Source organism: Sphingobium sp. RSMS, from assembly GCF_005406185.4.
GTDB lineage: Bacteria > Pseudomonadota > Alphaproteobacteria > Sphingomonadales > Sphingomonadaceae > Sphingobium > Sphingobium fuliginis.
Map to the genome: position 1 here is coordinate 1,110,049 of NZ_CM191257.1, position 24,971 is coordinate 1,135,019.

The 24,971-nt window shown below is 63.5% G+C and carries 28 protein-coding genes; 16 read left to right on the forward strand and 12 right to left on the reverse strand.

What is annotated here, in order from left to right:
• Window positions 1-37 precede the first annotated feature (37 nt).
• Window positions 38-844: an SDR family NAD(P)-dependent oxidoreductase gene (locus EGM87_RS05140; RefSeq protein WP_044662204.1), complete on the forward strand. Its 807-nt coding sequence runs from the start codon at window positions 38-40 to the stop codon at window positions 842-844.
• A gap of 43 nt (window positions 845-887) precedes the next feature.
• Window positions 888-1,325, forward strand: a complete 438-nt coding sequence (locus tag EGM87_RS05145) for a nuclear transport factor 2 family protein (protein ID WP_044662205.1) — start codon at window positions 888-890, stop codon at window positions 1,323-1,325.
• Between the two features lie 5 nt (window positions 1,326-1,330).
• Here the strand turns inward: EGM87_RS05145 and EGM87_RS05150 are convergent, their stop codons facing one another.
• The 3 genes from EGM87_RS05150 to EGM87_RS05160 are packed head-to-tail and all read right to left on the reverse strand — an operon-like array spanning window position 1,331 to window position 2,883.
• Window positions 1,331-1,588: a cytochrome C oxidase subunit IV family protein gene (locus tag EGM87_RS05150; protein ID WP_017183047.1), complete on the reverse strand. Its 258-nt coding sequence runs from the start codon at window positions 1,586-1,588 to the stop codon at window positions 1,331-1,333.
• A gap of 12 nt (window positions 1,589-1,600) precedes the next feature.
• Complete coding sequence (locus EGM87_RS05155) at window positions 1,601-2,182, reverse strand: cytochrome c oxidase subunit 3 (protein WP_044662206.1); 582 nt, start codon at window positions 2,180-2,182, stop codon at window positions 1,601-1,603.
• Window positions 2,182-2,883: a hypothetical protein gene (locus EGM87_RS05160; protein WP_044662207.1), complete on the reverse strand. Its 702-nt coding sequence runs from the start codon at window positions 2,881-2,883 to the stop codon at window positions 2,182-2,184. Before EGM87_RS05160 ends, EGM87_RS05155 begins: the two co-directional genes overlap by 1 nt.
• 165 nt (window positions 2,884-3,048) lie before the next feature.
• Between EGM87_RS05160 and EGM87_RS05165 the strand changes: the two genes are divergently transcribed.
• The 4 genes from EGM87_RS05165 to EGM87_RS05180 all read left to right on the forward strand — a co-directional run bounded on the left by EGM87_RS05165 (window position 3,049) and on the right by EGM87_RS05180 (window position 6,551).
• Complete coding sequence (locus EGM87_RS05165; protein WP_044662208.1) at window positions 3,049-3,441, forward strand: nuclear transport factor 2 family protein; 393 nt, start codon at window positions 3,049-3,051, stop codon at window positions 3,439-3,441.
• Window positions 3,438-4,811: a phosphotransferase gene (locus EGM87_RS05170; protein WP_044662209.1), complete on the forward strand. Its 1,374-nt coding sequence runs from the start codon at window positions 3,438-3,440 to the stop codon at window positions 4,809-4,811. Before EGM87_RS05165 ends, EGM87_RS05170 begins: the two co-directional genes overlap by 4 nt.
• 80 nt (window positions 4,812-4,891) lie before the next feature.
• Window positions 4,892-5,734 (forward strand): dehydrogenase/reductase SDR family member 1, encoded by an 843-nt coding sequence (locus EGM87_RS05175; RefSeq protein WP_044662210.1) that lies wholly within the window; start codon window positions 4,892-4,894, stop codon window positions 5,732-5,734.
• Window positions 5,735-5,768: 34 nt separating this feature from the next.
• A complete protein-coding gene (locus tag EGM87_RS05180; protein ID WP_044662211.1) occupies window positions 5,769-6,551 on the forward strand; it encodes a hypothetical protein in 783 nt (260 codons plus the stop codon).
• A 4-nt stretch (window positions 6,552-6,555) separates the two neighbouring features.
• Here EGM87_RS05180 and EGM87_RS05185 read toward each other — a convergent pair whose 3' ends face one another.
• Window positions 6,556-7,188 (reverse strand): glutathione S-transferase family protein, encoded by a 633-nt coding sequence (locus tag EGM87_RS05185; protein WP_044662212.1) that lies wholly within the window; start codon window positions 7,186-7,188, stop codon window positions 6,556-6,558.
• A 159-nt stretch (window positions 7,189-7,347) separates the two neighbouring features.
• Between EGM87_RS05185 and EGM87_RS05190 the strand changes: the two genes are divergently transcribed.
• The 3 genes from EGM87_RS05190 to EGM87_RS05200 are packed head-to-tail and all read left to right on the forward strand — an operon-like array spanning window position 7,348 to window position 9,443.
• Window positions 7,348-8,160, forward strand: coding sequence for an SDR family NAD(P)-dependent oxidoreductase (locus tag EGM87_RS05190; RefSeq protein WP_235600735.1), 813 nt, complete (start codon window positions 7,348-7,350; stop codon window positions 8,158-8,160).
• Between the two features lie 16 nt (window positions 8,161-8,176).
• Window positions 8,177-8,557 carry a VOC family protein gene (locus EGM87_RS05195; RefSeq protein WP_044662214.1) on the forward strand — a complete coding sequence of 127 codons (381 nt, stop codon included), beginning with the start codon at window positions 8,177-8,179 and terminating at the stop codon, window positions 8,555-8,557.
• Between the two features lie 58 nt (window positions 8,558-8,615).
• Complete coding sequence (locus EGM87_RS05200; RefSeq protein WP_044662215.1) at window positions 8,616-9,443, forward strand: SDR family NAD(P)-dependent oxidoreductase; 828 nt, start codon at window positions 8,616-8,618, stop codon at window positions 9,441-9,443.
• A 15-nt stretch (window positions 9,444-9,458) separates the two neighbouring features.
• Here EGM87_RS05200 and EGM87_RS05205 read toward each other — a convergent pair whose 3' ends face one another.
• Window positions 9,459-10,553, reverse strand: a complete 1,095-nt coding sequence (locus EGM87_RS05205; RefSeq protein WP_044662216.1) for a phosphotransferase — start codon at window positions 10,551-10,553, stop codon at window positions 9,459-9,461.
• A 139-nt stretch (window positions 10,554-10,692) separates the two neighbouring features.
• Here EGM87_RS05205 and EGM87_RS05210 point away from each other — a divergent pair, with 139 nt between their 5' ends.
• Window positions 10,693-11,907 carry an aromatic ring-hydroxylating oxygenase subunit alpha gene (locus EGM87_RS05210; RefSeq protein WP_044662217.1) on the forward strand — a complete coding sequence of 405 codons (1,215 nt, stop codon included), beginning with the start codon at window positions 10,693-10,695 and terminating at the stop codon, window positions 11,905-11,907.
• Between the two features lie 67 nt (window positions 11,908-11,974).
• On the opposite strand, the gene EGM87_RS05215 is transcribed toward EGM87_RS05210, so the two are convergent.
• The 5 genes from EGM87_RS05215 to EGM87_RS05235 form a co-directional block, all read right to left on the reverse strand.
• Window positions 11,975-13,123 (reverse strand): protein kinase family protein, encoded by a 1,149-nt coding sequence (locus EGM87_RS05215; protein ID WP_044662218.1) that lies wholly within the window; start codon window positions 13,121-13,123, stop codon window positions 11,975-11,977.
• 139 nt (window positions 13,124-13,262) lie between these two features.
• The gene (locus EGM87_RS05220; RefSeq protein ID WP_044662219.1) at window positions 13,263-14,405 is read right to left on the reverse strand and encodes an epoxide hydrolase family protein; all 1,143 of its coding nucleotides are present in this window, start codon (window positions 14,403-14,405) and stop codon (window positions 13,263-13,265) included.
• A 15-nt stretch (window positions 14,406-14,420) separates the two neighbouring features.
• Window positions 14,421-15,515, reverse strand: coding sequence for a phosphotransferase (locus tag EGM87_RS05225; protein WP_044662220.1), 1,095 nt, complete (start codon window positions 15,513-15,515; stop codon window positions 14,421-14,423).
• A 3-nt stretch (window positions 15,516-15,518) separates the two neighbouring features.
• Window positions 15,519-17,096, reverse strand: coding sequence for a phytoene desaturase family protein (locus EGM87_RS05230; RefSeq protein ID WP_044662221.1), 1,578 nt, complete (start codon window positions 17,094-17,096; stop codon window positions 15,519-15,521).
• 26 nt (window positions 17,097-17,122) lie between these two features.
• Window positions 17,123-17,959: an SDR family NAD(P)-dependent oxidoreductase gene (locus EGM87_RS05235; protein WP_044662222.1), complete on the reverse strand. Its 837-nt coding sequence runs from the start codon at window positions 17,957-17,959 to the stop codon at window positions 17,123-17,125.
• 223 nt (window positions 17,960-18,182) lie between these two features.
• On the opposite strand from EGM87_RS05235, the gene EGM87_RS05240 reads away from it, so the two are divergent.
• Genes EGM87_RS05240 through EGM87_RS05250 form a run of 3 tightly spaced genes read left to right on the forward strand, consistent with a single transcriptional unit; the run spans window position 18,183 to window position 20,531 of the window.
• Window positions 18,183-19,433 (forward strand): acyl-CoA dehydrogenase family protein, encoded by a 1,251-nt coding sequence (locus EGM87_RS05240; protein WP_235600736.1) that lies wholly within the window; start codon window positions 18,183-18,185, stop codon window positions 19,431-19,433.
• Window positions 19,434-19,450: 17 nt separating this feature from the next.
• Window positions 19,451-19,816, forward strand: coding sequence for a nuclear transport factor 2 family protein (locus EGM87_RS05245; RefSeq protein ID WP_009823784.1), 366 nt, complete (start codon window positions 19,451-19,453; stop codon window positions 19,814-19,816).
• 7 nt (window positions 19,817-19,823) lie between these two features.
• Complete coding sequence (locus EGM87_RS05250; protein ID WP_044662224.1) at window positions 19,824-20,531, forward strand: TetR/AcrR family transcriptional regulator; 708 nt, start codon at window positions 19,824-19,826, stop codon at window positions 20,529-20,531.
• A gap of 54 nt (window positions 20,532-20,585) precedes the next feature.
• Here EGM87_RS05250 and EGM87_RS05255 read toward each other — a convergent pair whose 3' ends face one another.
• Window positions 20,586-21,032 (reverse strand): hypothetical protein, encoded by a 447-nt coding sequence (locus EGM87_RS05255; protein ID WP_235600737.1) that lies wholly within the window; start codon window positions 21,030-21,032, stop codon window positions 20,586-20,588.
• A gap of 106 nt (window positions 21,033-21,138) precedes the next feature.
• Between EGM87_RS05255 and EGM87_RS05260 the strand changes: the two genes are divergently transcribed.
• The 3 genes from EGM87_RS05260 (at window position 21,139) to EGM87_RS05270 (ending at window position 24,328) form a co-directional block, all read left to right on the forward strand.
• Entirely contained in the window at window positions 21,139-21,858 is a 720-nt protein-coding gene (locus tag EGM87_RS05260) for a GntR family transcriptional regulator (protein ID WP_235600738.1), read from the forward strand.
• 2 nt (window positions 21,859-21,860) lie between these two features.
• Window positions 21,861-23,024 carry an acyl-CoA dehydrogenase family protein gene (locus tag EGM87_RS05265; protein ID WP_044662226.1) on the forward strand — a complete coding sequence of 388 codons (1,164 nt, stop codon included), beginning with the start codon at window positions 21,861-21,863 and terminating at the stop codon, window positions 23,022-23,024.
• Window positions 23,025-23,104: 80 nt separating this feature from the next.
• On the forward strand, window positions 23,105-24,328 hold the full coding sequence (locus EGM87_RS05270; protein WP_044662227.1) for a cytochrome P450: 1,224 nt from the start codon (window positions 23,105-23,107) through the stop codon (window positions 24,326-24,328).
• Window positions 24,329-24,371: 43 nt separating this feature from the next.
• Here the strand turns inward: EGM87_RS05270 and EGM87_RS05275 are convergent, their stop codons facing one another.
• Window positions 24,372-24,971, reverse strand: a complete 600-nt coding sequence (locus EGM87_RS05275) for a malonic semialdehyde reductase (protein WP_044662228.1) — start codon at window positions 24,969-24,971, stop codon at window positions 24,372-24,374.

A 24,971-nucleotide genomic window follows, 5' to 3' on the forward strand; every position in this document is an offset into this window, starting at 1 on the left:
GCCGCCGGTTATGAATTAAAAAGCGAGAGGAAGCAGAATGACCCGCCTTGCCAACAAGATTTGCATCATCACCGGCAGCGGGAGCGGCATCGGACGCGCCAGCGCGCTGATGTTCGCGCGGGAAGGCGCGACGGTGATCGTAGCGGATATTCGCGCCGAAGCTGCCGAGATGACCGCGCAGGCCGTCGTCGACGCCGGCGGGTCGGCGCGCGCGATGACCGTCGATGTTGGCGAGCAGGCCGATCTGGAACATATGATCGGCCAGACCGTCGCGGATTTCGGCCGCATCGACGTGCTGTTCAACAATGCGCTATACGTCAATCAGGACCACGCCATGCGCGACATGGATTTCCTGGCCTTCGATCCCGACATCTTCCTCGCCAATCTGAGAGTGAATGTATTGGGCGCCGTTCTGGCGAGCAAGCTCGCCATTCCGCACATGCTGGAGCGCGGCGCAGGGTCGATCATCTCCACCTCATCGGGCAGTTCCATGGGCGGGGATATCACAGCCTATAGCTATGGATCGTCCAAAGCTGCGCTCAACTGGTTCGTGCAGGCGATCGCCGCCACCTATGGCAAACGGGGCATCCGCAGCAATGCGATCCTACCCGGTCCGACGCAGACGCCGGCCAAGCTGCAATGGTCCACGCCCGAGATGGACCGGCTGTTTCTGGAGGTGCTCAACACGCCCTTCATCGGCGAACCCGAGGATATTGCCGCCATGGCGCTGTTCCTCGCGTCCGACGAATCCCGCTATGTCAACGGCATGTTGTATCCGGTCGATGGCGGTCAGAGCTGCACCGTGCCGTTCATCAGCGTCACGCGGGCCTTGTCCCCGGGATGAACGGCAAAATCAGGCAGGATGAAATCAGAAAAAGGAGAGGATGATGAGCGTGGAACTGGAACGGAAGGTGCGGGAATTTTGCGATGCCTGGGGCGACGGCCGCGATGCCAGCAGGCCCGATGTCGAAAAGATCCTGTCGATGATGGCGGAGGACGCCGAATGGCAGCTCTGGGTTCCCGGCGGTCCTGTCGTGAAGGGCAAGACGGCATTGCGCGCTGAGATCGAGCGGCAAATGGCCTTCGCCACGAACAACAAGTGCAATGAAGTGAACATCCTCTCCAACGACCGGATGGTGATGCAGGAGCGGTCGGATACCGCCATCATCATGGGACGGCCCTGTCCGCACCAAATGGTCGCCATCTATGAGTTTGACGACGCCGGGCTGATTTCGCGTTGGCGCGAATATCTCGATATGGCTGACCTCACGCGCAAGATGGGCATTGACGAGGCCGCGGCAGGCGGGACGGAAGTGCCGGTCTGATCGCGTCAGGTGCGGAACAGGGCGATAAGGACCAGGCAGGTCAGGATCGCCCAGCTCTGGAATCCCCAGAGCAGCCAGCGCGGCGCGTGCCGCAACTCCATGAACTCGCGGCCGACGAGCAGAACTTTCGTGAAGGCGATGACGAGGATCACGGAGCGAAGCAGAAAGGCATTGCCCAATGCCATCGTTTCGAATGACAGAAAGGTTGCGGCGATCAGCATCGCCCAGACCCATGTGATGCGGCTACGCCAGATCATGGCCATGAAACAGCTTTCCTAGAGCAGGTAGAGGAGGGCGAAGAGGATGATCCAGAGCAGGTCCACCAGATGCCAGAAGGCGCCGCTCCCCTCGATCAGGGCGACGCCCCCCTGCATCTGGCCGGCCCGGTCGAAGCGCGACAAGGTGAAGCACAGCACGCCCAGCCCGATCAGCACATGCACCAGATGGATGCCGGTAAACATATAATAATAGATCGAAAAACTGTTGCTGTTGAGCGTGAAGCCCTGCGCGATCTTGGCCGAATATTCGAACGCCTTGACGATGACGAAGCCGCTGCCGAGAAGGATCGCCCCCAGCAGCAACCGGCGCGCCCTGTCGTCGCCCCGGCGGACCGCCGCGACGGCCTGCGCGACGAACAGGCTGCTGGTCAGCAGCAGCAGCGTGTTGAGCAGGCCAAGGCGCCGGTCGAGCAGCGCCTGCGCGCTTTCGAACAGCGGCAGTTCCTGCTGCCGGGCGAGCGCATAGGTGACGAAGAAGACGGCAAAGACGATGAGGTCGCCGCCGATGAACACCCATACGCCTTCCTCGCCCGGCACATGGCCGCGCGGAGACGAGGCAACCGCTTGCGACGCCGCCATTATTCGCCACCCAGCGCGTCGCGCTTGATCGCGCCGAGCATGGCGACAATCATCAGGTTGAACCAGATGCCGAATACGACGGCGGGCAGCCAGAAAGCCAGGGCGCCGTTCCAGGCGAAAGGTCCGGTCTTGAACAGGCCGATCGCCAGTCCGGGCAGCAGCAGCACGCCGGTCCAGAGGTTCATATAGCCCAGCCAGCGCGGCAGGATGGGTTGCGCGCGGCGATCGCCCAGAATGACGAAGCCGGTCAGCAGATTCTGTACGAAGGCAGGTACGGCCGGCATGACGAACAGCAGAAAGGCGATATCGCTCAGCGTGCTGACGACGGCGTCCGGCCGGTCGAGCCGATAGGCGGCCGCCGTGAAGATCAACCCGGCGAAGAATAGGGTGACGAAGCCGAAGGCCACGACCATCACGAAAGCCCAGGTCAAGGGCGCAATCGGCCCTTCGATCTTCTTCATGAAGGTGGCGATCGCGGCGAGGAAGGGGAAAAACAGCACGGAAGAAGAGGCGATCAGGATGGCGCCCGCCAATATGCCGGTCTGGTGGCTGCGATAATAGGCTGCGACCTCTGCTGCGGGCATGGACGGGTCGAGCGGCGGGAACATGTGCGCGACCGGCCATATGCCAACGAACATCATCGTCCCGGCTATTGCGCCCATATAGGTGCATAGCTTCATCATCATGCTCTTGGTCGTCATGCGCTCTCCCCCTCCACTTTCTTGTACGAGCGAAGATTGTGGAGCGATCGCGCGAGGGCCACCCGCCCATGGATAGGGTTCCTGACGGCGGTTGCGCCTGCACAAGGGCAATAGTCCGCCACGACCGTCGGCGAATTCGGCGGCATAGAAGCATCGGAGAGGGTGATGAGCGATATCGAGGCGAACAAGGCAGTGGCCCGCCGCTATATGCGGGCCGTGGAAGAGGGCGATGTCGAGACGATCGAAGCGCTTCAGCATCCCGATTGCCAGTGGTGGATATTGGGTCATGGCGACATGAGCCGGGCCGACTTCATCGCCAGCGTGAAGGGCGGACTGCTGAGCGCGCAGAAGCGCACGGCCGAGGTGATCGCGATCACCGCCGAAGGGGATCGGGTGGCTGTGGAAGTCCGGGGCGAGATGGTCTTTCCGGACCGGGTCTATCGCAACGACTATCATAATCTGCTGATCATCCGGGACGGGCAGATCGTATCCGGCAAGGAATATATGGACACCCGCGCCGTGGCCGAAGCCTTTTCGGCGGGGGAGGGCGCGCAGTGACGAATGCCGCGCCGCTCAACAATTATGACGATGCCGGGGTCGGCCGAATCACCGCCTTTGTCGAGCAACTGACCGGCGGCAAGGTCGTCGGGCTTGAACGCCTCGTCCGCTGGCGCCCGTCCTGGTTCGTCGATATAGAAAGGGAAGGGACGGTCCGCCGCCTGCACCTGCGCGGCGACCGGGGCGGCGACGTATCGATCTTCCCCGACCTCAAGCGCGAGGCGGACGTTATCGCCGTGCTGCACGGCCAGGGGCTGCCGGTGCCGGAGATTTACGGCTATCTCTCCGATCCGCCCTGCATCGTGATGGAGGCGATCGAAGGGACGCGCGATTTCTCGGCGCTCAATGCCGCGACGAAAAGCGCCATCGGCCGCGTCTATATGGAGGCAGTCGCCGCGATGCATCGGTTGCCGGTCGAACCCTTCATGGCCGTCGGCGTGCACCGGCCCGAGGGCGCCGAGGCGATCGCGCTGGTCGGCCTCGACGCCTATATGCCGCATTATCGGCGGACGAAGAGCCGGCCCGAGCCGTTGCTGGAATTCGTCATCGGCTGGCTGCGCCGCAATGTACCGCGGCACCGCGATCGCGCCAGCTTCATCCAGTTCGATTCGGGCCAATATCTGGTCGATCAGGGGGCGATGACCAAGCTCTATGATTTCGAATTTTCGATGATCGGCGATCCACTGGTCGACATCGCCACCATGGGGATGCGCAACAGCTATGAGCCGCTGGGTGCGCCGCTACCGGAGCTGGTGCGCTATTATGAGGAAGCGACGGGCGAACCGGTCGATCATGACGCGGTGGTTTTCCATGTCCTGCAATTCTCACTGCTCGGCACGATGCAGTTCACAGGGACGGTCGGCAAGCCATGCCCCGGCGATCCGCATTCGGTCTATCTCATGTTCGATCTCGCGCTGCGCCGCTCCATCTTGCTGGCGCTGTCGCACCTGACCGGCGATGCGCTGCCCGAACTGTCGCCGCTGGAACAGCGCACGGGCGACAATGCGCCGCTTCTGGCCAAACTGGTCGATACGCTCGGGGCGTTGCCGGTGACGGGAGAGGCGGCGGAAACGCACAAGGCGCAGGTCGCCGAACTGATAGAATGGGTACGGCGCGCCGATGATCATGGGGCGGACATGGTGGCGCGCAACCTCGCCGATGTGTCCGCCCTGCTCGGCCGCCGCTTCGACCGCTGGGCCGACGCCGCCGAGGCGCTGGAAGCGTATATCCTCGAAGCGGGACCGGAGGAGGACGCCGCGCTCATCGCTCTGCTCGCGACCATCGAGGGTCGGCGGCTGCAACTGTTCGGACCGACCGCGCTGGGCGAGGCCGCCCGCCATGTCGTCCTACCGGCGACGCGCTTCGACTGAAGGGCAGTCGCCCCTCTGCCGTTGGACAGGTCAGGCCCTGTCCCTCGTGGCGATGTCAATATTAAGGATAGGAGCAGGATATGAGCGAAAAGATAGTACTGGTGACAGGCGCGACGCGCGGGCTGGGGCGCGGCATGGCGCGGGGCCTGGCTTCACGCGGTCATGTGGTGGCGATCACGGGACGCGATCAGGCGCAGCTTGCCGCGGTCGTGGAAGAAATCGAACAGTCGGGCGGCAAGGGCATCCCGCTGTTATGCGATCACCGGGATGATGATGCGGTCGAAAGAGCGTTCGCGCAACTGGCCGAGCGGACGGATGGCAGGCTGGACCTGCTCGTCAACAATGCCGCCGCCGTTTACGGGCTCGACCTAGTCGCGCCGGGCGGCTTCTGGGAAAAGCCGCTCAGGTTGGCGGACATGATCACCATCGGCCTGCGCTCCAGCTATGTCGCGGCCTATCATGCGGCGCCGTTGATGGTGACGGCGGGCAGGGGTCTGATCGCCAGCATTTCCTTCTATGGCGCGGTATCCTATTTCCACGGGCCGGCTTATGGCGCGGCCAAGGCGGGGACGGACAAGATGACCGCCGACATGGCTGTCGATCTTGCGCCGCACGGTGTATCCGTCGTGTCTCTCTGGCCGGGCTTCATCCTGACCGACGCCGTGAAGGCCATGCCGTCCGACATGATCCCCGAAGACCTGCGCGCCGCCATGCCCCACTGGGAAACGCCGGAATTTTCAGGCCTTGTCCTCGATCGCTTGGCGCAGGACCCGGACCTTGCCGCCCTTTCGGGCCAGGCGCTGATCGGCGCGGAACTGGGGGAGCGGTACGGCATCAGGGATACGGACGGGAAGCAGCCCCTGTCCTATCGGGCGACGATGGGGGCGCCGACGCCTTTCGCGCCGCCCGTCCGGCAGGGCTGAGAGAACAGAAATCAGGAGAGGGAAGGCAAAAGCGATGATCGATGCCGTGCTGATCGTGCTGACCAAAGCCGTTCCGGGCCGGGAGGCCGATATGGAGGATTGGTACAGCAACATCCATATTCGCGATGCGCTGCGTTTCCGGGGATCGGTCACCGCGCAGCGTTTCCGGCTTGCCGGGGAGCAACCCTGTCCGCCCGAAGGCTTCGACTGGCAATATCTCGCCCTCTACGACGTATTCGATCCGGTGCGCTTCAGTCGCGAGCATCTGGACAATGCGCTGACGTCGCGGATGCAGGTATCGGACGCCATCGATGACAGCCTGCTCTATGACTTTCATTATTATCCGCTGCTCTTTCAGGACAATGATCCGGACGTCGGGCATTCCGGCGGCGTCATCCTGGAGGAACTGAACCCGCCTGCGGACGGCGGCGACCATTTCAGACGATTCTATGCGGAAAGCTATTTTCGTGAAGCGGCCGTTCGACCCGGCGTCAAATCGGCTGCTTTCCTGACCTTTCGCACCTTTGGCCAGATGATCCCGATGACGCCCGACCATCGCTATGTCGCGATCTACAGGATCAACGATCCGGCGGCGGCCCTGGAAGCGTGGCGAGGCGCCGACACCCTGCTGGCGACCAGCGGCCTGCTCCAGCCTGATGGGATACGCATCACTCAATGGGATCGCGCGACACCCCGCCTCACCAAGGACGATGTTCAGCATCCGACCGCCGTCGGCCTGGCGGAGGAGGAGCGCGCCCGCGCGCATATGGGAGATCGGGTACGCACGGGCGGCGCGGAAAAGCTGGCTATGCGCTGATCCGTCAGGCGATCGGGGGATGGTCGACAATGTCGCGCATCCGGCAATAGGCCGGACGCGCCGTCATCCGCCCGACATAGGCGGCGATGTTCTTATGTCCTTCCACGTCGACGGACATGAACAATCGCGTGGTGGTGAAGGGAAAGGTCATCATGATGTCGGCCGCCGTGAACCGGTCGCCCGCCATATAGGGGGCATGCGTCAGCCGGTCGTCGACAAGTTTCAGCAGGCGCGCTGAATGAGCCCGACCTGCGACGCGGGAGGGATGATCCTGCGCGATGCCTGCCCGTTCGGCCATGATCTCCGTCACCAGCGCGGGCATCAGGGAGGATTCGGCGAAATGGAACCAGAAAAGATAGTCAGCATAGTCCGGGTCGCCGGGATTGGCGCGGAGCGCACCGTTCCCCTGCGTCGTGGCGAGATAGTCCATGACCGCCCCGCTTTCGGCGATGCGTTGTCCGTCGGCCTCGATCACTGGCGAAGAACCCAGCGGATGCAAAGCCTTGTAGGCCGGCTCCGCCGCGAGCGTTTCCAGCCGCGCAAAGAAGCGAATGTCGTAGGGACACTCCACTTCCTCCATCAGCCAGACCGCCCGTTCAGAGCGGGACCGGTCGAGTTGAAAGATGGTGACGCTCATGAAGGGCTCTCCGCTTGAGGAGCGTCATAGATGCGCGGCTTATCAATTCCGCCAAACCTATCTTTGTCTAGGTATCGCCGGGCGCCTGCCGTGGCAGCGTCCCGCTGCGGCGGAAGCCCGATGGTGCGGCGCCCATGACGGACAGGAGAGAAGATGCCCATGACGGATTTATCGGGACGGGTCGCTATCGTCACCGGATCGGGGGCCAATATCGGGGAGGCCTGCGCACGGGCCCTGGCAAAGGCCGGTGCGACGGTAATCCTGGCGGATATTGCGGCTGAACGGGCAGAAGCCGTCGCCCGGTCTATTCAGGCGTCGGGCGGGCGGGCGCAGGGGATGGCGCTCGACCTCGCGCAGGAGGACAGCATCACGGCGCTGGTCGCAGATGTGATGCGGCAGCATCAGCGCATCGACATCCTCCACAACAATGCGGCCGACACGCGGCTGGAGCAGATGGCCGCCGATGGCTCGCTTCTCGATCTCGACGCCGCGACCTGGGATCGCGCCTTTCATGTCAATGCGCGGGGCACGATGCTGATGATCAAGGCGGTCGCGCCGCACATGATTGCGGGCGGCGGCGGCTCAATCATCAACACCTCGACCGGGGTGGCGCTGACTGGCGACATCAACAATCCGTCCTATTCCGCGTCCAAGGCGGCCGTGAACGCGCTGACCCGCAATGCGGCGGTGCAGTTCGGCCGGTTCAACATCCGGGTCAACGCGGTCGCGCCGGGCCTCGTGCTCTCCCCGCTGGCCCGGGAGATGATGACCCCTGATCAGATCGCCATGATCCAGCGGCATGTCCTGCTCCCGCGCGAGAGCGTGCCGGAGGATATTGCCGGTGCGGTGCTGTTTCTGGCGTCGGATGGCGCGGCCTTCATAACCGGGCAGGTGATCGGCGTGGATGGCGGGATCGTTCATCACACGCCCTATGTCGCCGATATGCTGGAAGGCATGAGCCGGGCACAGTGAGCGGATAGAGGGCGCGATGGGCATCTTCACGCATGTCTGCCTTGGCAGCAACGACCTGGAAAGATCCGCCCGTTTCTACGATGCGGTGCTTGCGCCGCTGGGGATCGTCAATCTCGGTCCGTTTCTGGATCAGGGCGTCGGCTATGGACGACGGGTGCCCGAATTGCTGATCCTGCGCCCGCTTCAGGGCCCGGCGACATGCGGCAATGGTGCGACCTTGGGATTGAAGGCGCCGGATCGCCGCGCGGTCGATGATTTTCATCGCGCTGGTCTGGCTGCGGGCGGCGAGGATGCCGGGCCGCCGGGGCCCCGCGGCGCCGTGCCCCACGCCTATGGCGCCTATCTGCTGGACCCCGACGGCAACAAGATCTGCGCCTATTGTTTCGATCCGCCCTAGGCGGTTAGGTATCGCTGGTTGGCGCTCAGCGTTTGTCACGTGGATAGAAGGAAGCGAAATGGTGGGATCATTGGATGGTCGCGTAGCGATCGTGACGGGCGCGGCGCAGGGCATCGGCCTGGAGGTGGCGACCGTGCTGGCCGAGAGGGGGGCGACCGTGATCCTTTCCGACATATTGGCGGATCGGGTGGAGGCGGCGGCGGATTCGCTGCGCGGCAAGAATCTCCGTGCCGAAGCGGAGACGTTCGACCTGACCGACGAGGACAGCGTTTCCGCTGCGGTTGCGCGGATCGCCGGCCGGCACGGGCGGATCGACATCCTCCACAATAATGCCGCCTATCAGACGACCGAGCAGCGCGGGCTCGATCGCGATGTCGTCCATCTCGACACCGGCGCTTGGGACAAGGCCTTTGCCGTCAATGCGCGAGGGCCGATGCTGCTGTGCAAACATGCGCTGCCGGTTATGATCGTCGGGGGCGGCGGGTCGCTCATCCATTCCGCGTCCGGTTTCGGCCTGCTGGGGGAAATGACGCTGACGGCCTATGGCGCGTCCAAGGCGGCGCTCATCAACCTCAGCCGCTTCCTCGCGACCCAATATGGCAAGCAGGGCATCCGCTCCAATGTGATCGCCATCGGCTTCGTCCTCAGCGAGACGGCCGTCGAAACGACGCCGCAAGCGGTCAAGGATGTGCTGCTCGACCATCATCTCAACCCGGAGTTGGGCAGCCCGCGCGACATCGCCCATGTCGTCGCCTTCCTGGCGTCGGACGAGTCTCGCTTCATCAACGGCGCGATGATCCCGGTGGACGGCGGCTTTACCGCCCACCAGCCCACGATGGTCGATTTCCAGCGGCTGTTCGCCGCATCGGGGAGCAATCAGTTGTAGTCCGTCAGCGCGCCGTCAAAACAGCGCGTCGACAAGTTTTGCGGTTTCGAGATCCTCATAGGCGGTGGTCAGCCGCAGATGGTTCATGACGTTGATCTCCCAGCCATAATTGACGACAGGGGTCGTCAGCCAGCCGATATAGACGCCCCATATCAGGGTTCGCCGATATTCGGCCCAGGCATCGTCGAAGGCAGGAGGGCGTGCGACGCCTTCCTGCCCCAGGCGATCCAGATAATAGCCCAGAAGATCGCGCTCATGCGCCCGCCGGTCCGCAATGGAAAGGCCGGTGGTCACGATATAGTTGATGTCGTGCATCGCGTAGCCGCGCACCATGAGCTGCCAGTCGAGCAGGCCTGCCGTTCCGTCGGGCAGGCGGTAGCTGTTGCCGAGATGCGTGTCGCCATGCAAGAGCGTCTGGGGCAGGGTTGACTGATGTCGCTGAACCGCTTGCACCCCCGCAAGCAGTTTGTCCGGCGTGGTGCGGAGCCGCTGCACCATTTCCCGTTTGAAATTTTCGGTCTCGACCTCATGCGCAATATAGGCGGGCGCGAGTTCGTTCATCATCGTTGCAACCGCGCCTTCGACATGGGTTTCGACCCAGGCAAGATCCGCGCCGAAGCGGGGCGATTCCCAGAAGCGCGCGTGCAGCCGGGCCAGCTGATCCAGCAAGGCCCGCACATCGTCCGGGCCGGTCCGCATGGTCGTATTGGGGAAGGTCGCGCCGCGCACGGCCAGATCTTCGAGCAACAGCCCGAAATGCGTGGTGGAGGCATTGAAGTCGCCACCGAAACAGCGCGGCGCTTCGATCGCGAGTTCCGGCCGAATGCCCCGGTAGAAGGCCACTTCATTGGCGTAGAAGGGGGCCATGATCTCATCGACCGCCCGGGTCAGCTTGAGCACCAGGCGGTTGGGCAGGTCAGGGGCCGTGTCATCGCTATAATCGACCTCGATCGCCACGCGCCCCGCCGTCGACACCATCTGCTCGCCATAGGTTTTGGCGTCGATGATGCGCATGTCGGTGACGGTTGCGCCCGTGCCCGCCGTGGCCAGTAGCTGGTTGATATAATCGACGGTGATTCCGTCCGTGGATGTGGGATGTTTCAAGGCCATAAGCATACTCATCGGAACAGAGGGCTATCAGCTTGCCTGGACTATGACAGTGATGACCCTATCCAATTGCAGGTTCCTTGAACCGTGATGTGGCCAGTCTGATTGAAACGGAGCCTGCGGGCTTTTACAGGAGAGAGCTATGCGTGAAGCTGCGTTGGAATTGCTCAACCGGACAATGGAGGAGCAGTTGAAGCGATCCGAGCATCCCAGCGATTTTCCGGCCCTTCCTCCGATTCCAGCCGGCCGCTACACCGACCCGCGTTTCGAAGCGCTGGAAAAGGACAGGCTTTGGAATCGCACCTGGCTGCTGGCCGGCATTGCGTCCGACCTCCCCGCGCCCGGTTCCTACCGCCTGTTCCAGCATCTGGACCGCTCGGTCATTCTCTCCCACGGCAAGGACGGTCGAATCCGGGCCTTTCACAATGCCTGCCGGCACCGCGGTTCCCCGCTTCTGCTTGAGCCACAGGGGCGCGCCATGCGCTTCATCTGCCCCTATCACGCCTGGGGCTACGACCTTGAAGGCACCCTCAAATCGGTTCCCAGCCAGCATGATTTCGCTTGTCTCGACAAGGCGGAAAACGGTCTGATCGAAGTGAAGTGCGATACCTATCGCGGCTTCATCTTCATCAATTTCGATGACGACGCTGAGCCGTTGCAGAATTTCCTGGGGGAATTCGTGGCGCTGACGGAAGGATATCCGCTGGAGCGCATGGTGGTGAAGGATCATTTCTTCGTCGAAATGGCGTGCAACTGGAAAATCGCCTATCATAATTTCCTTGAGATCTATCATGTCAACACGGTCCATCCCACGACGCTGGCGCCGCATCTGGATTCGCGCAGTTTCGTGATCGCGCTTTATGAAGGCGGTCATATGCGGTTCGGAACGCGGAAGAAGGGCGGGGAGTCGCTGTTCAAGACCCCGCCGGTCAAACCGGACGACATCGCGCCGGTATTTCTGGAAAATACGGTTGCGCTGCCGACCTTTCCCAACACATTTTTCTCGCTCGATCCGGTGGGATTCAACCTGCAATGCTTCTGGCCGATGGGGTCCGACCGGTCTGTCATGGAAGTGCGCCAGATGGGATGGTCGACCGACAGCGAAGAGGACAAGCTCTACTGGCAGGGGATGCGCGCGGCGACCGAACATATCCTGTCCGAGGATCTGTGCCTGTTCGAAAATATCCAGCAATCGCTGCGCAACGGGACGATCCCTTCGATCTGGGCCGGCTATCAGGAGCGCGCGCTTTACTGGTTCGAGGAGGAAATCGATCGGCGCATCGGGCCGGACCATGTGCCGGCGGACTTGCGCGTTCAGCCGCGCATTGCGTCCTTCATAGCGCCGCGCAGCGCCTGACCGCGCCTAAACGCCGCCGTTAAATCGATGCCCCTGCCGCGGTTCGAGCGCGGCAGGGGCATGATCGTCATTCGCCCAACAATTTCCAGCTGCCCAGATCTTCGCCCGCAGCGAAGAACCGCTCGTTCATCGGCAGGCCGTTCTGGCCCCAATAGTCCATGTTCGCCACCCAAGCCTGGATGCCGTACATCACCCAGCGCGGCACCTGTTCCTTCCAGATGGTGTCGAGGTCGATGACATTGGTCGCGCCTTCCCGGATCAGGCAGTCGCGGTAATGGGCGATCAGGTCGCGATGATTTTGGCGACGCTCCTCGATCGTCAGCGATCCGATGGTGAAATAGGTAAGGTCGCGCCATGGCCGCCCGCGCCGGCCCAGTTGCCAGTCGACCCACATGCGCTCGCCATTGGGCAGGATGTAAGTGTTGCCCTGATGGCAGTCGCCCAGGATGATGCAATAGGGCGCGTCGAAGGCGCGCTCGAAGGCGACCAGCCGGTCATAGGCGCGCTCGACCCTGCGCGCGTCGTCCAGATAATGTCTGGGTGCGATGGCGCGGAAATTGGGGTCTTTCAAATTTTCTTCGATCCAGTGCCACATGATGCGGACCTGGTCATAATCGACCGGCACCGCCATGGATGTCGGCAGCCAGGGTGCCGCTTCGGGCGTGATCAACGGGCTTTCCCACAGGCCCGCATGCAGCTTTGCCAAATCCGCCAGCGCGGTCGCGACCCCGTCGACACCGGCATGCTGGGTCGAGTGGCCGAACGTGCCGCCCCGGTCGATAAGGTCTTCCAGCACGATGACGCCGCGCGCCGAGCCGTCATCGTCCCAGTCGGCATAATAGCATGTGGCCGTATTGGCTGTGAGTTTGTCCGTCAGGAAATGATAGAAGCGCGCTTCGAGCGCATGGATGTCGACATCGTCGAACATGCCCGACCAGTTGGATTTGATGCACAGATTGCGCGGCAAGCCGGCGGCCCGCCCGGCCTCGTTCCAGTCCACCACGATGCGCAATTTGGTCGTGTGGCTGTCGAACAGCTGCACGACCTCCATCGATTGCGCGACGACGCCCGGATATTTGTTGGCCAGCAACGATCCCAGCCATGCGGCGTCGGGCGTGAAGCGACCGTGGGGCAGGGGCGCGGTGCGGGCGGGATAGGGGCGGGGGACAAGATGCCGATCGATGACGGCAAGGGGGGCGACGGCAGGCTCGCTCATGCATTATCCTCTCTCTTTTTTGGACTGCGCCGCCGCTCTGCATCGGTGCAGTCATCCGGCACGATCCTGATGCGGAGGCAATTTTGATCGACGGAGGACGAATCGAGCCTGCCGGGCGGTAGGGGGATTGCGGCAGGCGCTACCCTTGCATCGCGCCGAAGCAGGCCCGCAATTCCGCGACGAACAGCGCTGGCCGCTCGAAGGCCGCGAAATGGCCGCCGGCATCCAGCTCATTCCAGTGCATGAGGCGCGGGTAGCTGCGTTCGGCCCAGCGCCGTGATGGACGGAAAATCTCCTGCGCGAAGATGCTGACGCCGACCGGCAGGTCCAATTGACGCGCCTGAAACGCATTGGCGCTTTCCCAATAGAGCCGCGCGGATGACGCGCCGCTATTGGTGAGCCAGTAGAGGCTGATCACGTCCAGCATTTCGTCCCGTGTCAGCGCATTCTCCGGCACGCCCTGATTGTCGGTCCACGCCTGGAACTTCTCGTAGATCCAGGCGGCTTGCGCTACGGGCGAGTCCGCCAGCCCATAGCCGATCGTCTGCGGTCGGGTGCCCTGTAGCTTGGCGTAGCCGGAATCATGCTCCTGATAATATTGCATCCGCTCGACCGTTCTGGCCTCGGCCGGGGTCAGGTCGGCAAAGTCGCTTTCCTCCGGGAATACCAGCGGCATGTTGAAATGGACGCCGATACATTCGGGCGGCGCGGCCATGGCGATGGCGGTCGTGACCGCCGCCCCCCAGTCGCCGCCCTGCGCGGCGAAGCGGTCATAACCGAGGCGGCGCATGAGCTGGATCCAGCTTTGCGCGATCCTCTCGACGCCCCAGCCTGCGGCCGTCGGCTTGTCCGAAAAGCCGTAGCCTGGCAGCGAGGGGATGACGACATGGAAGGCTGGCGCGTCCGGCGCGCCATGGGCGGCGGGATCGGTTAGCGGTCCGAGCACCTTCAGAAACTCCAGCACCGATCCCGGCCAGCCATGGGTCAGGATCAGCGGCAGCGCGTCGGGCCGGGGACTGCGAACATGGATGAAATGGATCGACAGACCATCGATCGCGGTGGTGAACTGGGGCAGGGCATTGAGCGCCCCTTCGCACCGCCGCCAGTCATAGCCGTCCGCCCAATAGGCGCACAGATCGCGCAGCGCCGCCAGCGGGACGCCCTGACTCCAGTCGCTGACCGTCTCCGCCTCGGGCCAGCGCGTACGGCGCAACCTGAGGCGCAGATCGTCCAGTGCCGCCTGCGGAACATCGGCGCGGAAGGCCGTGACGGCGTCGGTCATCCGATCATCCTTACGTCAAAATTGCACGCCGAGCGCGGCGACCGTGCCCAAATCCTCGCCCGCCACGAAGATGCGCTCGACGATGTGCATGCCCTTCTGGCCCCACTCGTCCATGTTCGCGATCCACGCCTGCATCGCATAGGGCGGCCAGCGGCGATAATATTCCCACAGCGTGTCGTCATCCGGCACGCCCAGCGCCCCCGTTTCGACCAGGCAGTTCCGATAGTGGCGCAGCAGTTCCCGGTCATGGGAGCGCCGTTCCTCGATCGTGAGGGCGCCCAGAACGAAATAGGTGAAGTCCCGGATCGGCCGTCCCTTGCGGACGAGCTGCCAGTCGAGCCAGACGCGTTCGCCATCGGGGCGGACATAGCTGTTGCCCTGATGGCTGTCGCCATGGACCAGACACCATGGACCCCGTTCCTTGTTCTGCGCGAAATCGATCAGGGCGTTGTAGACGCCATGCAGGCGCGAGAGATCGCCCTTGATCCAGCCCGGCAGGAATGCCTGATAGTCCGGCTTGGCATGGTTCTGCTCGGCAAAGCCGTACATCATGGTCAGCTGCTGCGTGTCCACCGGCGTCGCCATGGAGACGGGCAGCCAGTCGGCCGCGTGAAGGACCGGACTGTCCCAGAAGGCGCCATGAATGCGCGCCAGGCTGGCGACGCCGCGCGCCGCTTCCTCCACGCCCATATGGTCGGTGCTGATCCCGAAATGACCGCCCTCGATGGATAGATCCTCCATCACGACCAGTCCCTGACCGCTGTCGGGGCGCGGATCCCATGCCTCGAAATAGGAGCGCGGGGCGGGGAATGCGACGTGGCGGCGGAAATCCTCATAGAAACGCGCTTCGAGGCGGCAGATGCCCTGGCTGTCGAATTGCGCCCAATTGGCCTTGAGGCAGACATTGTCGGGGATGCCGGCCGCCTTGCCGACATCGTTGAGGGTCAGCTTCACCTGATATTTGGTGGTATGGCTGTTGCGGAGGAACACCTCCTCCATCGCCTCGACCACGATGCCGGGATAGCGCGGTTGCATGATCTGCGTCAGCCATTGCGCCGTCACATCGTCCAGATGGGCGGGGATTGCGACAGGATTAGGTTTGCTCGACATCGCTTATTTGATCTTCTTGAGTTCGCGCAGCGCGCGGTTGGCGGCGATCCGCCCGGCAATGCCGGACACGCCCCCGCCCGGATGCGCGCCGGCGCCGCCGATCAGGAAGCCAGGGAAGGGCGGCTTGGGGCCGCCGAAACCGGTGGCCGGGCGATGGACGCCCGAACGCAGCGCGCCGAAATCGATATGGGTCACGCAGCCATTGGTGACATTGAGCCGCTTCTCGCGCTCCCGAGCGGTTTCGACGAAGCGGCCGACTTCCGTGTCCAGGCCGTCGTAAAATTCACCCAGATGACTGATGACAGATGTCATGGTCCGGTCCTTGAGCGCGGGCGACCAGCCCTCCCGCGCGTCCACGGCGACGCCCGGCAGATAGACATAGGCGAGCGAGCCGCCGGGAGGCGCCTGCGTCGGGTCGGAATTGGACAATGGGCTCAGCGACATGGCGTGCCGATCGGGGATGTCGCCGCGTCGCGCCATGGCGAAGGACTCGCGCACTTCCTCCGGCGTGCCGATCAGACCGACCGCCTTGTCGAGATCGGCGTCGTCATGCCGCAAATCCTGATGCTTCTTCAGGCGGAGCGGCCCCGACATGGCGATATTGGCAAGGAAGGGCGCCGCGTTCGAGCGGTTCGCCGGGGCATGTTCGATCCGCTGGGTCAGCGTCCGCGGAACGCCGCCGGGCGTCGTGAGGCGCATGGCCGTGCGGGGGTCGCAGGTCGCGATGACCATCTTCGCGCGGATGACGCGGCCGTCCTCCAGCCGTACGCCCTTTGCCGCACCATCATCGACGATGATCTCGGCGACCGGCGCATTGAGCTCGATCGTCGCGCCCGACGCCTCGATGCTGCGCGCGAGCGCGTCGGCGAAGGATTGCAGGCTGCCGATCGGCTTGCCGGTGCCATATTTGTGGGTGACGGCGAAGATCATATAGGCGGCGGCATTGCCGTCGTCATCGACCGGGCCGGCCCCCGCCGCGATGCCCAGCAGCAGGGCGATCGTCGCCGGATGCTCGAACCGTTCGCAGGCGATCTGGTCCGCCGTCGCCTTCGACATGGCGATCAGCTCGTCCTTCAGGCGGACATTGCGGACCGCGCTGCCGATCATCTTCGACAGGTTCTTCACGTCCGGCCGCCCCGGCTCCGCCATCATCAGCGGAAAGCCGATGTCCATCATGACGTTCAGCGTCTTCATGAACTCCAGATAGGCCTTGCCGTCATTGCGGTTGATGCGGGCAATATCCTCCGCCGTGCGGTGATAGTCGTAGAAGAGCGCGATCGAGCTGCCGTCGGGATGGAGATAGGCGTAGGTCGGATCGGGATCGACCGTGCGCAGGCCATATTTGGGCAGGTCGAAATCCTCGATAATGCCGGATTTACGGGCGAACAGCAGTTCGACAGCGCAGGGCGTCACCAGATGGTCGGGGGCTTCGGGGATCATATAGCCCGAACTGGTCATGCCGCCGACCTTGGCCAGACGCTCGACCACGACGACCTTCTTGCCGGCCTTTGCCAGATATCCGGCGGCGGCCATGCCATTATGTCCTGCGCCGATGACGACGACGTCGACCTGATCCGTCATTACCTCTTCCCCTTTTTTGTGCCCGGTCAGCCGTTCGCCGCGGCGGTATAGGCCTTGCCCCATTCGGCCAGCGCTACGAGGCGGGTCTTGCGGTCGGCCTGGATCTGCGGGATTTTCTCCTCGTCCGGACCATCGGGAACGATCACCAACGGTTCCTTGCCCAGGCTGGCAAGGGCGAGCGCGCAGACATCGGCCGGATCATAGGCCATGGAATAATCCATTCCCAGCCCCTCGGTCGCGCGGCGCAGGGTCGGGGTATCCATGATGGGGGCCGCGATACCGACGATATCGACATTCTGTCCTTCCAGCTCGGCCCAGAGCGATTCGACGAAGTTGAGTTCGAACGCCTTGGTCGCGGAATACATGACCAGCCAGGGCTGCCCGCCAAGGCCCGCGCCGGACGACATGACGACGACCCCACCCTTGCCGCGCTTCAGGAAGCGATTGCCAAAGCCATGCACCGCTTCCAGCACATTGGCCGCGTTCATGGTGAGCAGCCGAAGCGAACGATCGACCGGTTCGCCGAAGAAACTGTTGCCCGCGCCGTCCGCGCCGGCATTGGAAATATAGAGGCCGATGTCCAGATCGGCGGTCGCCTCTACCAGTCGGCTTCCCGCGCTCTGTTCGGTGAGGTCGGCGGTGATGGCACGATATTCGATGCCATGTTCGGTTGCCAACCGCTGACCCAGTGCATCGAGCGCTTCCTGCCGCCGGGAGACCAGCACCAGATGGATGCCCATGGCGGCCAGTTGTTCCGCATAGCAGGCGCCGGTGCCTTCGGAGGCGCCAGCGATGATGGCCCAGGGACCATATTTGTCGGCGAAAGCTGCGCGATCGAAGGGCGGAAGGTCGATTTTACGCATCGGTGCAAGTCCTCTCTTGGAGCCGGCCTTATCGGCGCTGTCGGCGATTGCGCGGACCCTAGAAGAGGAGCGTCCGCCTACAGCCTATCGGGAGGCAGGGCGCGTCGAAACGAAAATTCAACGGTTCGCAGGACGGTGGGACGGATAGGACCGCCCGGACGTGCTTGCCGTATAATGACAATAACGTCATTATATTCGGAAACGGCGAGGAGCGATGATTCGGATGCGATCTGAAACGGTAGAAGAACGTCCGGCGCACAAGCGGCCCGTGGCCTTCGTGGCCGACCCAGTAGGCATCGCCGCGTCGCTGCGGCCCTTGCTGGAGAACCATGCCGCCGCGTGCGAACGCGAGCGGCGGATCGTTCCGGCGGTGATGGGGGCGTTGCGCGCATCCGGCCTGTTCCATATCACGGCGCCCGAACGCGCCGGTGGGCCAGGCCACAGGCTGACCACCCATATCGAGACAGTTGCCGAACTGGCCAAGGGCTGCGTCGGCACTGCCTGGGCCTATGGTCTGCTGTCAGGAATTACCGGAACGGCGTTCGCGCTGCCGCCGGCCATGACGGAGCGGCTGTTCCAGACCGGCGAGGAACTGTTTTGCAGTGCCTCCGCGCCTTCGGGCAAAGCGGTTGCGGTGTCGGGCGGCTATCGCGTGTCGGGGCGCTGGGGTTATGGATCGGGGTGCCTGCACGCCGATTGGGCGCTGAACGGCGTCATGATCGAAACGGATGGGGGTGTTGAACCGGCTCTGGCATTTCTGGATCTGCGCGACCCTGCTTGTTCGATCGAGGACAATTGGCATGTCGCGGGCATGGCCGGTTCCGGCAGCAACATGATCGTCGCGCGGGATCTGTTCGTGCCGGACGACCTGATCCTCTGGTCGTCGCGTACGCCGCCGGCCGAGGCGATCCTGGCGATGGAGGGGTTGGAACCGCGCGACCGATGGCCGATGGAGCCGCTATTTCCGCTGGGCGTGCTCGCGCCGATGCTGGGCGCGGCGACGGCATTGCTCGAAGGCGTGGTGCAGGCGATGCCCAGGCGACAGATAGTGGGCTGGACCTATGCCGGGCAGAGCGGTTCGGAGGCTCTGGTCGGCATGACCGGCCGCGCGGCGATGGAGATCGATTCGGCCTGGTTGCATGTGCGCCGTGCCGCCGGGATGTTGGACGAAACCGCGCAATGCCGCGTGCTCACCGGCTTCGACAAGGCTCAGATACAGGCCGATTGCGGCTATGCGATGGAATTGTTGCGCGCGGCGGGCAACCGGTTGATGGATATCGCCGGGCCGGGCGCCTTCGCCCTTTCCAGCCCCTTGCAGCGGATCTGGCGCGACCTGAGCGTCGGCACCCGTCACAATGCGTTGAACGGACAGCTTTCCATCGAGCTATATGGCCGGGCGATTACCGGCCTGCGATCCAATATCGCCCTGCTGCCCGACATCACGCCGGCCCCGGTCTGGGGGGAACCGAAATGACAGGAGAAGGACATATCATGACACAACCGACCGCACAGGAAATCGCGACATTCCTGAAGACCCAGGCCGAGATGTTCAGCGAGGGCCGTATCGACGATTTCATGGCGGCCTTCCGCGCAATCGCGCCGGGCGGATTCAAGGTGCAGGACCCGGCCACCGGCCCGGTGCAGGAGGGCTGGGACAAGCTGGAGGCCCTGTGCGCGCAATATGTCGGATGGAAACTGTTCGTCGAGGATGTGAAGGTGAGCGGCAACGAAGCCGTCATCTATGTCCGCAACGAAGGTGAATATGACGGGCATCCTGTCTGCGTGCACAGCATCGAACATTATATATTCGGCGAGGATGGCAGCCTGCTTGCGCGCTATTTCCACCCGATGCAATAGGGAGGCGATGTCCGACGCCGCGCCTGCTCCCGCTGATGTCGATCCGCGCACGGCGGCGGCTGCGATCAGGCGCGCCCGGATGCGCGAGCGGCTGCTGGACGCCGTGCTCGACCTGTATCAGCCGGGGCAGGGCAGCGGCAGTCTGGTGATCGATGACGTGATTTGCGCGGCGGGCGTATCGCGCGGCAGCTTCTACAAATATTTCGAGTCCCTCGACGCTGCGGTGAATGAATTGGGCGAGCGGATGACCGCGGACCTGATCGCCGATTTTCGCAGGCTGTTCGACGATGTGGCGGACCCGCTGGTCCGGGCGGTCGGCGGCGCGGCGATGGCGATGGCGCGGGCCTGGCATGATCCGCGCTGGGGCGGCTTTACCTGCCGCGTCGACTATGTCGATTATTTCGCGCGGGCGAGCATGTTCGACCTGCTGGTGCGCGATGCGCTGAAGGCCGCGCTGGATGGCGGGCAGATGCAGTTCCGGTCGATCGAGGTGGCAGTGGATCTGATCGTCGGCATGACGATCGAGGCGCGGCGGCGCCTGATGCTCCGGTCGGTCGAGCCACGCGCCTATGTCGACGAGATGATCGAGCGCACGTTCGCCGGTCTGGGAGCAGACCCCGCCGCCATCGCAACGGCCAGCGCGCAGGCATGGGATATGATGATGCAGGCCGCGCGCGGCCTTGGCTGGTGGCGGAGCGGGGAGGGGTTCGGCTGACCGGCCTACCCGGACTGCAATCGGAGAGCGTCGACTCCAGAAAAGGCCGAGGCGCTAGAGCTGGGTCCAGCAGGGCGTCCCGGCCTTGTTCAGCGGACCACAGCTCGCGATGCGCGTCGCGCCGTTGGACGCGATCAGAACCAGCCAGTCGCCGCTATCCTCGCAGCGCAGCGCCCAGGCCGCGTTAGTGCCGATATCTCCCCTGAACAGGGATTTGGACGTGCGCGAGCATGTCTGCCCTGCATCATGCATGAGCTTGGCAAAGGCAGCGCTGCGGCCGCTCGCATTCTGGGTTTCGATGGCGTTACTGTAGCTGTTGCGGCTGCTGCCCTGCCGCGTGACTTCGGCATAGCCGATCCGGGCGAGCAACAGGACCGCGATCATCAATGTGGGTATCAACGTCCACAGCAGCGCCCGGCGAACATTGCCGCCAGCATGGCCGCAAGCGCGGCACCACCCGCCATAACCGTTCTGCGGCGTTTTGCATTTCGGGCATTTCATGCAGCGGCCCTATAGCGGTTCGCTGTCCCGACACCCTATCCTTGGAGAGGAACGGACCGTTTCACGGTGCTGCATTCTATAGAATATGGAATCGCAGGATACATCCATGGTCTATTGGACATCCGCCCTTGAACGGCTTGACTCGCCCGAGATTTTGCAATCCCCGGCGACGCGGCGCCAGGCCGTGGCGGCGGTGTTGCGATCGAGGATCGTGGCGGGTGTCATTCCGCCCGGCGCGCTGCTGCGGGAAACGGCGCTGGCGCAGGACCTGAATGTCAGCGCGACGCCGGTCAGGGAAGCGCTGGGCACACTGGCGTCCGAAGGGCTGGTCGAAGTCGAAACCCACCGGTTGAAGCGGGCGACGCCGATCGACCCTGACGTGACCCGTGACCTGATCCGCGTGCAGGCCGAACTGTGGCGGCTGGGTTATGCCTGGGGCATGCCCCGCATCGGCGCTGCGGAGATCCGGACGCTGAAACGAGCGATCGCGCGCTATAGCGCGGCATTGCCGAGCGGCGAATATATGGCCGCGATCATGGCCGGGCTCGATTTCCACACGATCTTCATCAAGGCCTCGGAGAGCCGTGAATTGTTGCGGTCGACGCTGGACCGGCGCGGGCTGATCGCTCGCTTCATTTTTCTGCATGGCATCACGACCCTCCGCGAAAGCGGCCTCCGCGAGCATGAGGCGATACTGCAGGCCTTTCTGGCGGGCGATCAGGACGGCGTGCTGGCCTGCCTCGACCGGATGGCGGCGCGCCTGATCGCCCTGTGCGATGCCGAGGCCATGGCGGGCGGCGGTCTGGACCAACACCAAAAGGACTGACAATGGATTTCGAACTGCCCGAAGAATATCGCTCTTTCCGCGACATGGTGCGCCGCTGGGTGAACAGCGAAGTGCCCAAGGACTGGGCGCGCGCGCTGGAAAAGGACGAGCATCATTATCCCTTCGCGCTGTGGGACAAGTTCACCGAAGCGGGTTTCCACGGCGTCGGCATAGCGGAGGATTATGACGGGCAGGGCGGCGACGTCGTCATGCAGATGCTGCTGGCGCGGGAACTGGCCCGGTCGCTGGGCGGCCTGGCATGGATATGGGGCATCACCAGCTTTGCAGGGTCCAAATCCATCGGGCTTTACGGGTCGGCCGAACAAAAAGCGAAATATCTCCCGCTGATCGCGACGGGCCAGCTGAAGGCTGCGATCGCCTTCACCGAGCCGGGCGGCGGCACGGACCTGCTCGGCGCGATGGCCACCACGGCCGACCGGGTCGATGGCGGGTGGAGGCTCAATGGCGAGAAGATCTGGTCCTCCTCTGCCCATGTCGCCAATTATCTGCTGGTGATCGCGCGAAGCGACAGGGGCGTCGAGAAGAAGCATCAGGGCCTGACCCTCTTCTGGGTGCCGACGAAGACGCCGGGCGTGACGATCACGCCACTGGCCAAGCTGGGTATGCGGTCGATGGGCAGCTGTTCCGTTCATTTCGAGAATGCGCTCGTCGCGGACGAGCATGTTCTGGGTGAACCCGACAAGGCCTGGTACATGCTGCTGCCCACGCTCAACAACGAGCGCATCATGGTCGGCGCCTTCTGCCTGGGCGTCATCGATGGCGTGCTGGAAGACGCGCTGGACTATATGAAACAACGCAGGGCCTTTGGCGGGATCATCGGCCGCTTCCAGAGCCTGCAACATTATGTCGCCGACATGGCGACCATGCAGAAGACGACCGAACTGATGCTGCATTATTGCGCGCACAAGCAGAGCCGGGGCGAGAATGTCGGCGTCGAGGCCAATATGCTCAAGCTCATGGCGTCCGAAAACGCCAATGCCGCGGCGGACATGGGCATCCAGATATTGGGGGGCATGGGCTATTCGGCGGAAACCGACATGCAGCGTTACTGGCGTGACAGCCGCCTGTGGCGCATCGGTCCCATCACCAACGAAATGGTGCGCAACGGCATCGCGGAAAGCCTGGGGCTGCCGCGATCCTTCTGAAGGACAGGTGCCTGGCGCCTGGGCGGCGGCCCAATGTCCGCCCGAAATTTCCGGCAAAGACGACAAGGAGAGCCAGTGCGATGATGTTTCCCGAGCAACCGATCCCCGATCATGTGCCGCCCGAACTGGTGAGCCGGGATTTCCCCTTCATCTTCGGCATGACGACGACAGAGGATCCGTTCGACGATCTGGCGATGCAGGTGCATGAGGGGCCTGACATCATCTACGCCACCCACGCCTATCCGGGGGGCACGCCCGCCTGGGTGCCGCGCCGCATGGCGCATCTGCGCGAGATATATCTCGACACCGATCATTTCTCCTCGACCGACTTTTCGCCTTTCTCCAAGCTGGTGGGGGGGAACTGGATCAACTCGCCAGCGGAACTCGATCCGCCTGCCCACGGGCCTTTTCGCCAGATGGTCAACCCGGCCTTCACACCCAAGGCGATGGCGGCGCTGGAAGACAAGATCCGGCTCTATGCGGTGGAATATATCGACGCCTTCGCCCCGCGCGGCCAGTGCGAGTTCATGGGCGATTTTGCCTTTGAATTCCCCATCAAGGTGTTCATGGAACTGATGGGCCTGCCGCACGATCGGATGAGCGAGTTCATGGAGTGGGAAATGAACCTGCTCCACAATCATGATCTGTCCAAGATCGCGGAGGCGACGCGTAGCGTGCTTGCCTATCTGGGCGGAGAGATCGAGGACAGGCGGGCCAATCCACGCGATGACCTCATCAGTTTCGGCGTAAAGGGACAGATCAATGGCCGGGCGCTGACCGACGACGAACTGTTGGGCTTCATGTTCAACCTGTTCATCGGCGGTCTGGACACGGTTTCGACCAATATGGGCCTGCATTTCCGGCATTTGGGCAGCCATCCGCAGGATCAGGCCTTTCTGCGCGCGAATCCGTCGGAAATCCCGCACGCCATAGATGAGCTGATGCGGGCTTATGGCGCGGTGACCACCTTCAGAACCTGCAAGAAGGAAACCGAAGTGGCCGGCATCCGCTTCATGCCCGGCGACAAGGTGGCGATGTCGACCACGCTCGCCGGCCGTGATCCGGCCGAGTTCGACGCGCCTGCCGAGGTTCGGCTCGACCGGCGGCCACGGCATGTCGGTTTCGGCTTCGGCATCCATACCTGCGTCGGCATGCATCTGGCGCGGCGCGAGCTGCGGATCGCGATGGAGGAGTTTCTCGCCCGCATTCCCGACTTCCGCATCGCGCCCGGCCATCAGGTGGAATGCCATCTGGGGATGATCCAGCCGGTCGCGCTGCCGCTGGTATGGACGCCCGCAAGCTGAACGGCGGGAGGCGATCGCTTTGTGGCGGCCGCCTCCCTCGGCATCAGAGGTCGAGACAGGCCTCTTCGAAATCGAGCCGAGGGTTGCGGGGAAAGAGCCCGGCCGGGTCACCATAGCCGATATTGCACAGGAAATTGCTCTTCCACCGGCCGTCCGGGAAAAATTCCGCATCGGTGCCGGCCTGATCGAAGCCCGACATGGGGCCGCAATCCAGGCCCAGCACCCGCGCCGCCATGATCAGATAGGCGCCTTGCAGTGTCGAAGAACGCGCCAGAGTGTCCGTGATCAGCGCGTTCTTGCCCTCGAACGTGCTGCGCATGTCGCGCGTTGGGAAAAGCTTGCCGTAAAATTCGTAGAACCGCGTGTCGCCCGCGATGATCACGGTGCAGGGCGCCTGCATCACCTTGTCCACATTGCCCGCGCTCAGATGGGGTTTGAGGCGCGCCTTCGCGGCCTCCGAGCGGACGAAGACGAAGCGGCCCGGATTGCTGTTTGCCGTCGTAGGCCCCCATTTGGCGAGATCGTACAGGCGTCGGACGGTCTCGTCCGAAAGCGGCCGGGCGCTCCATTGATTATGGGTGCGAGCGTCGCGGAACAGCAGGTCCAGCATGGCGTCTCTAGCAATATCGGTCGTGTCCGGCAT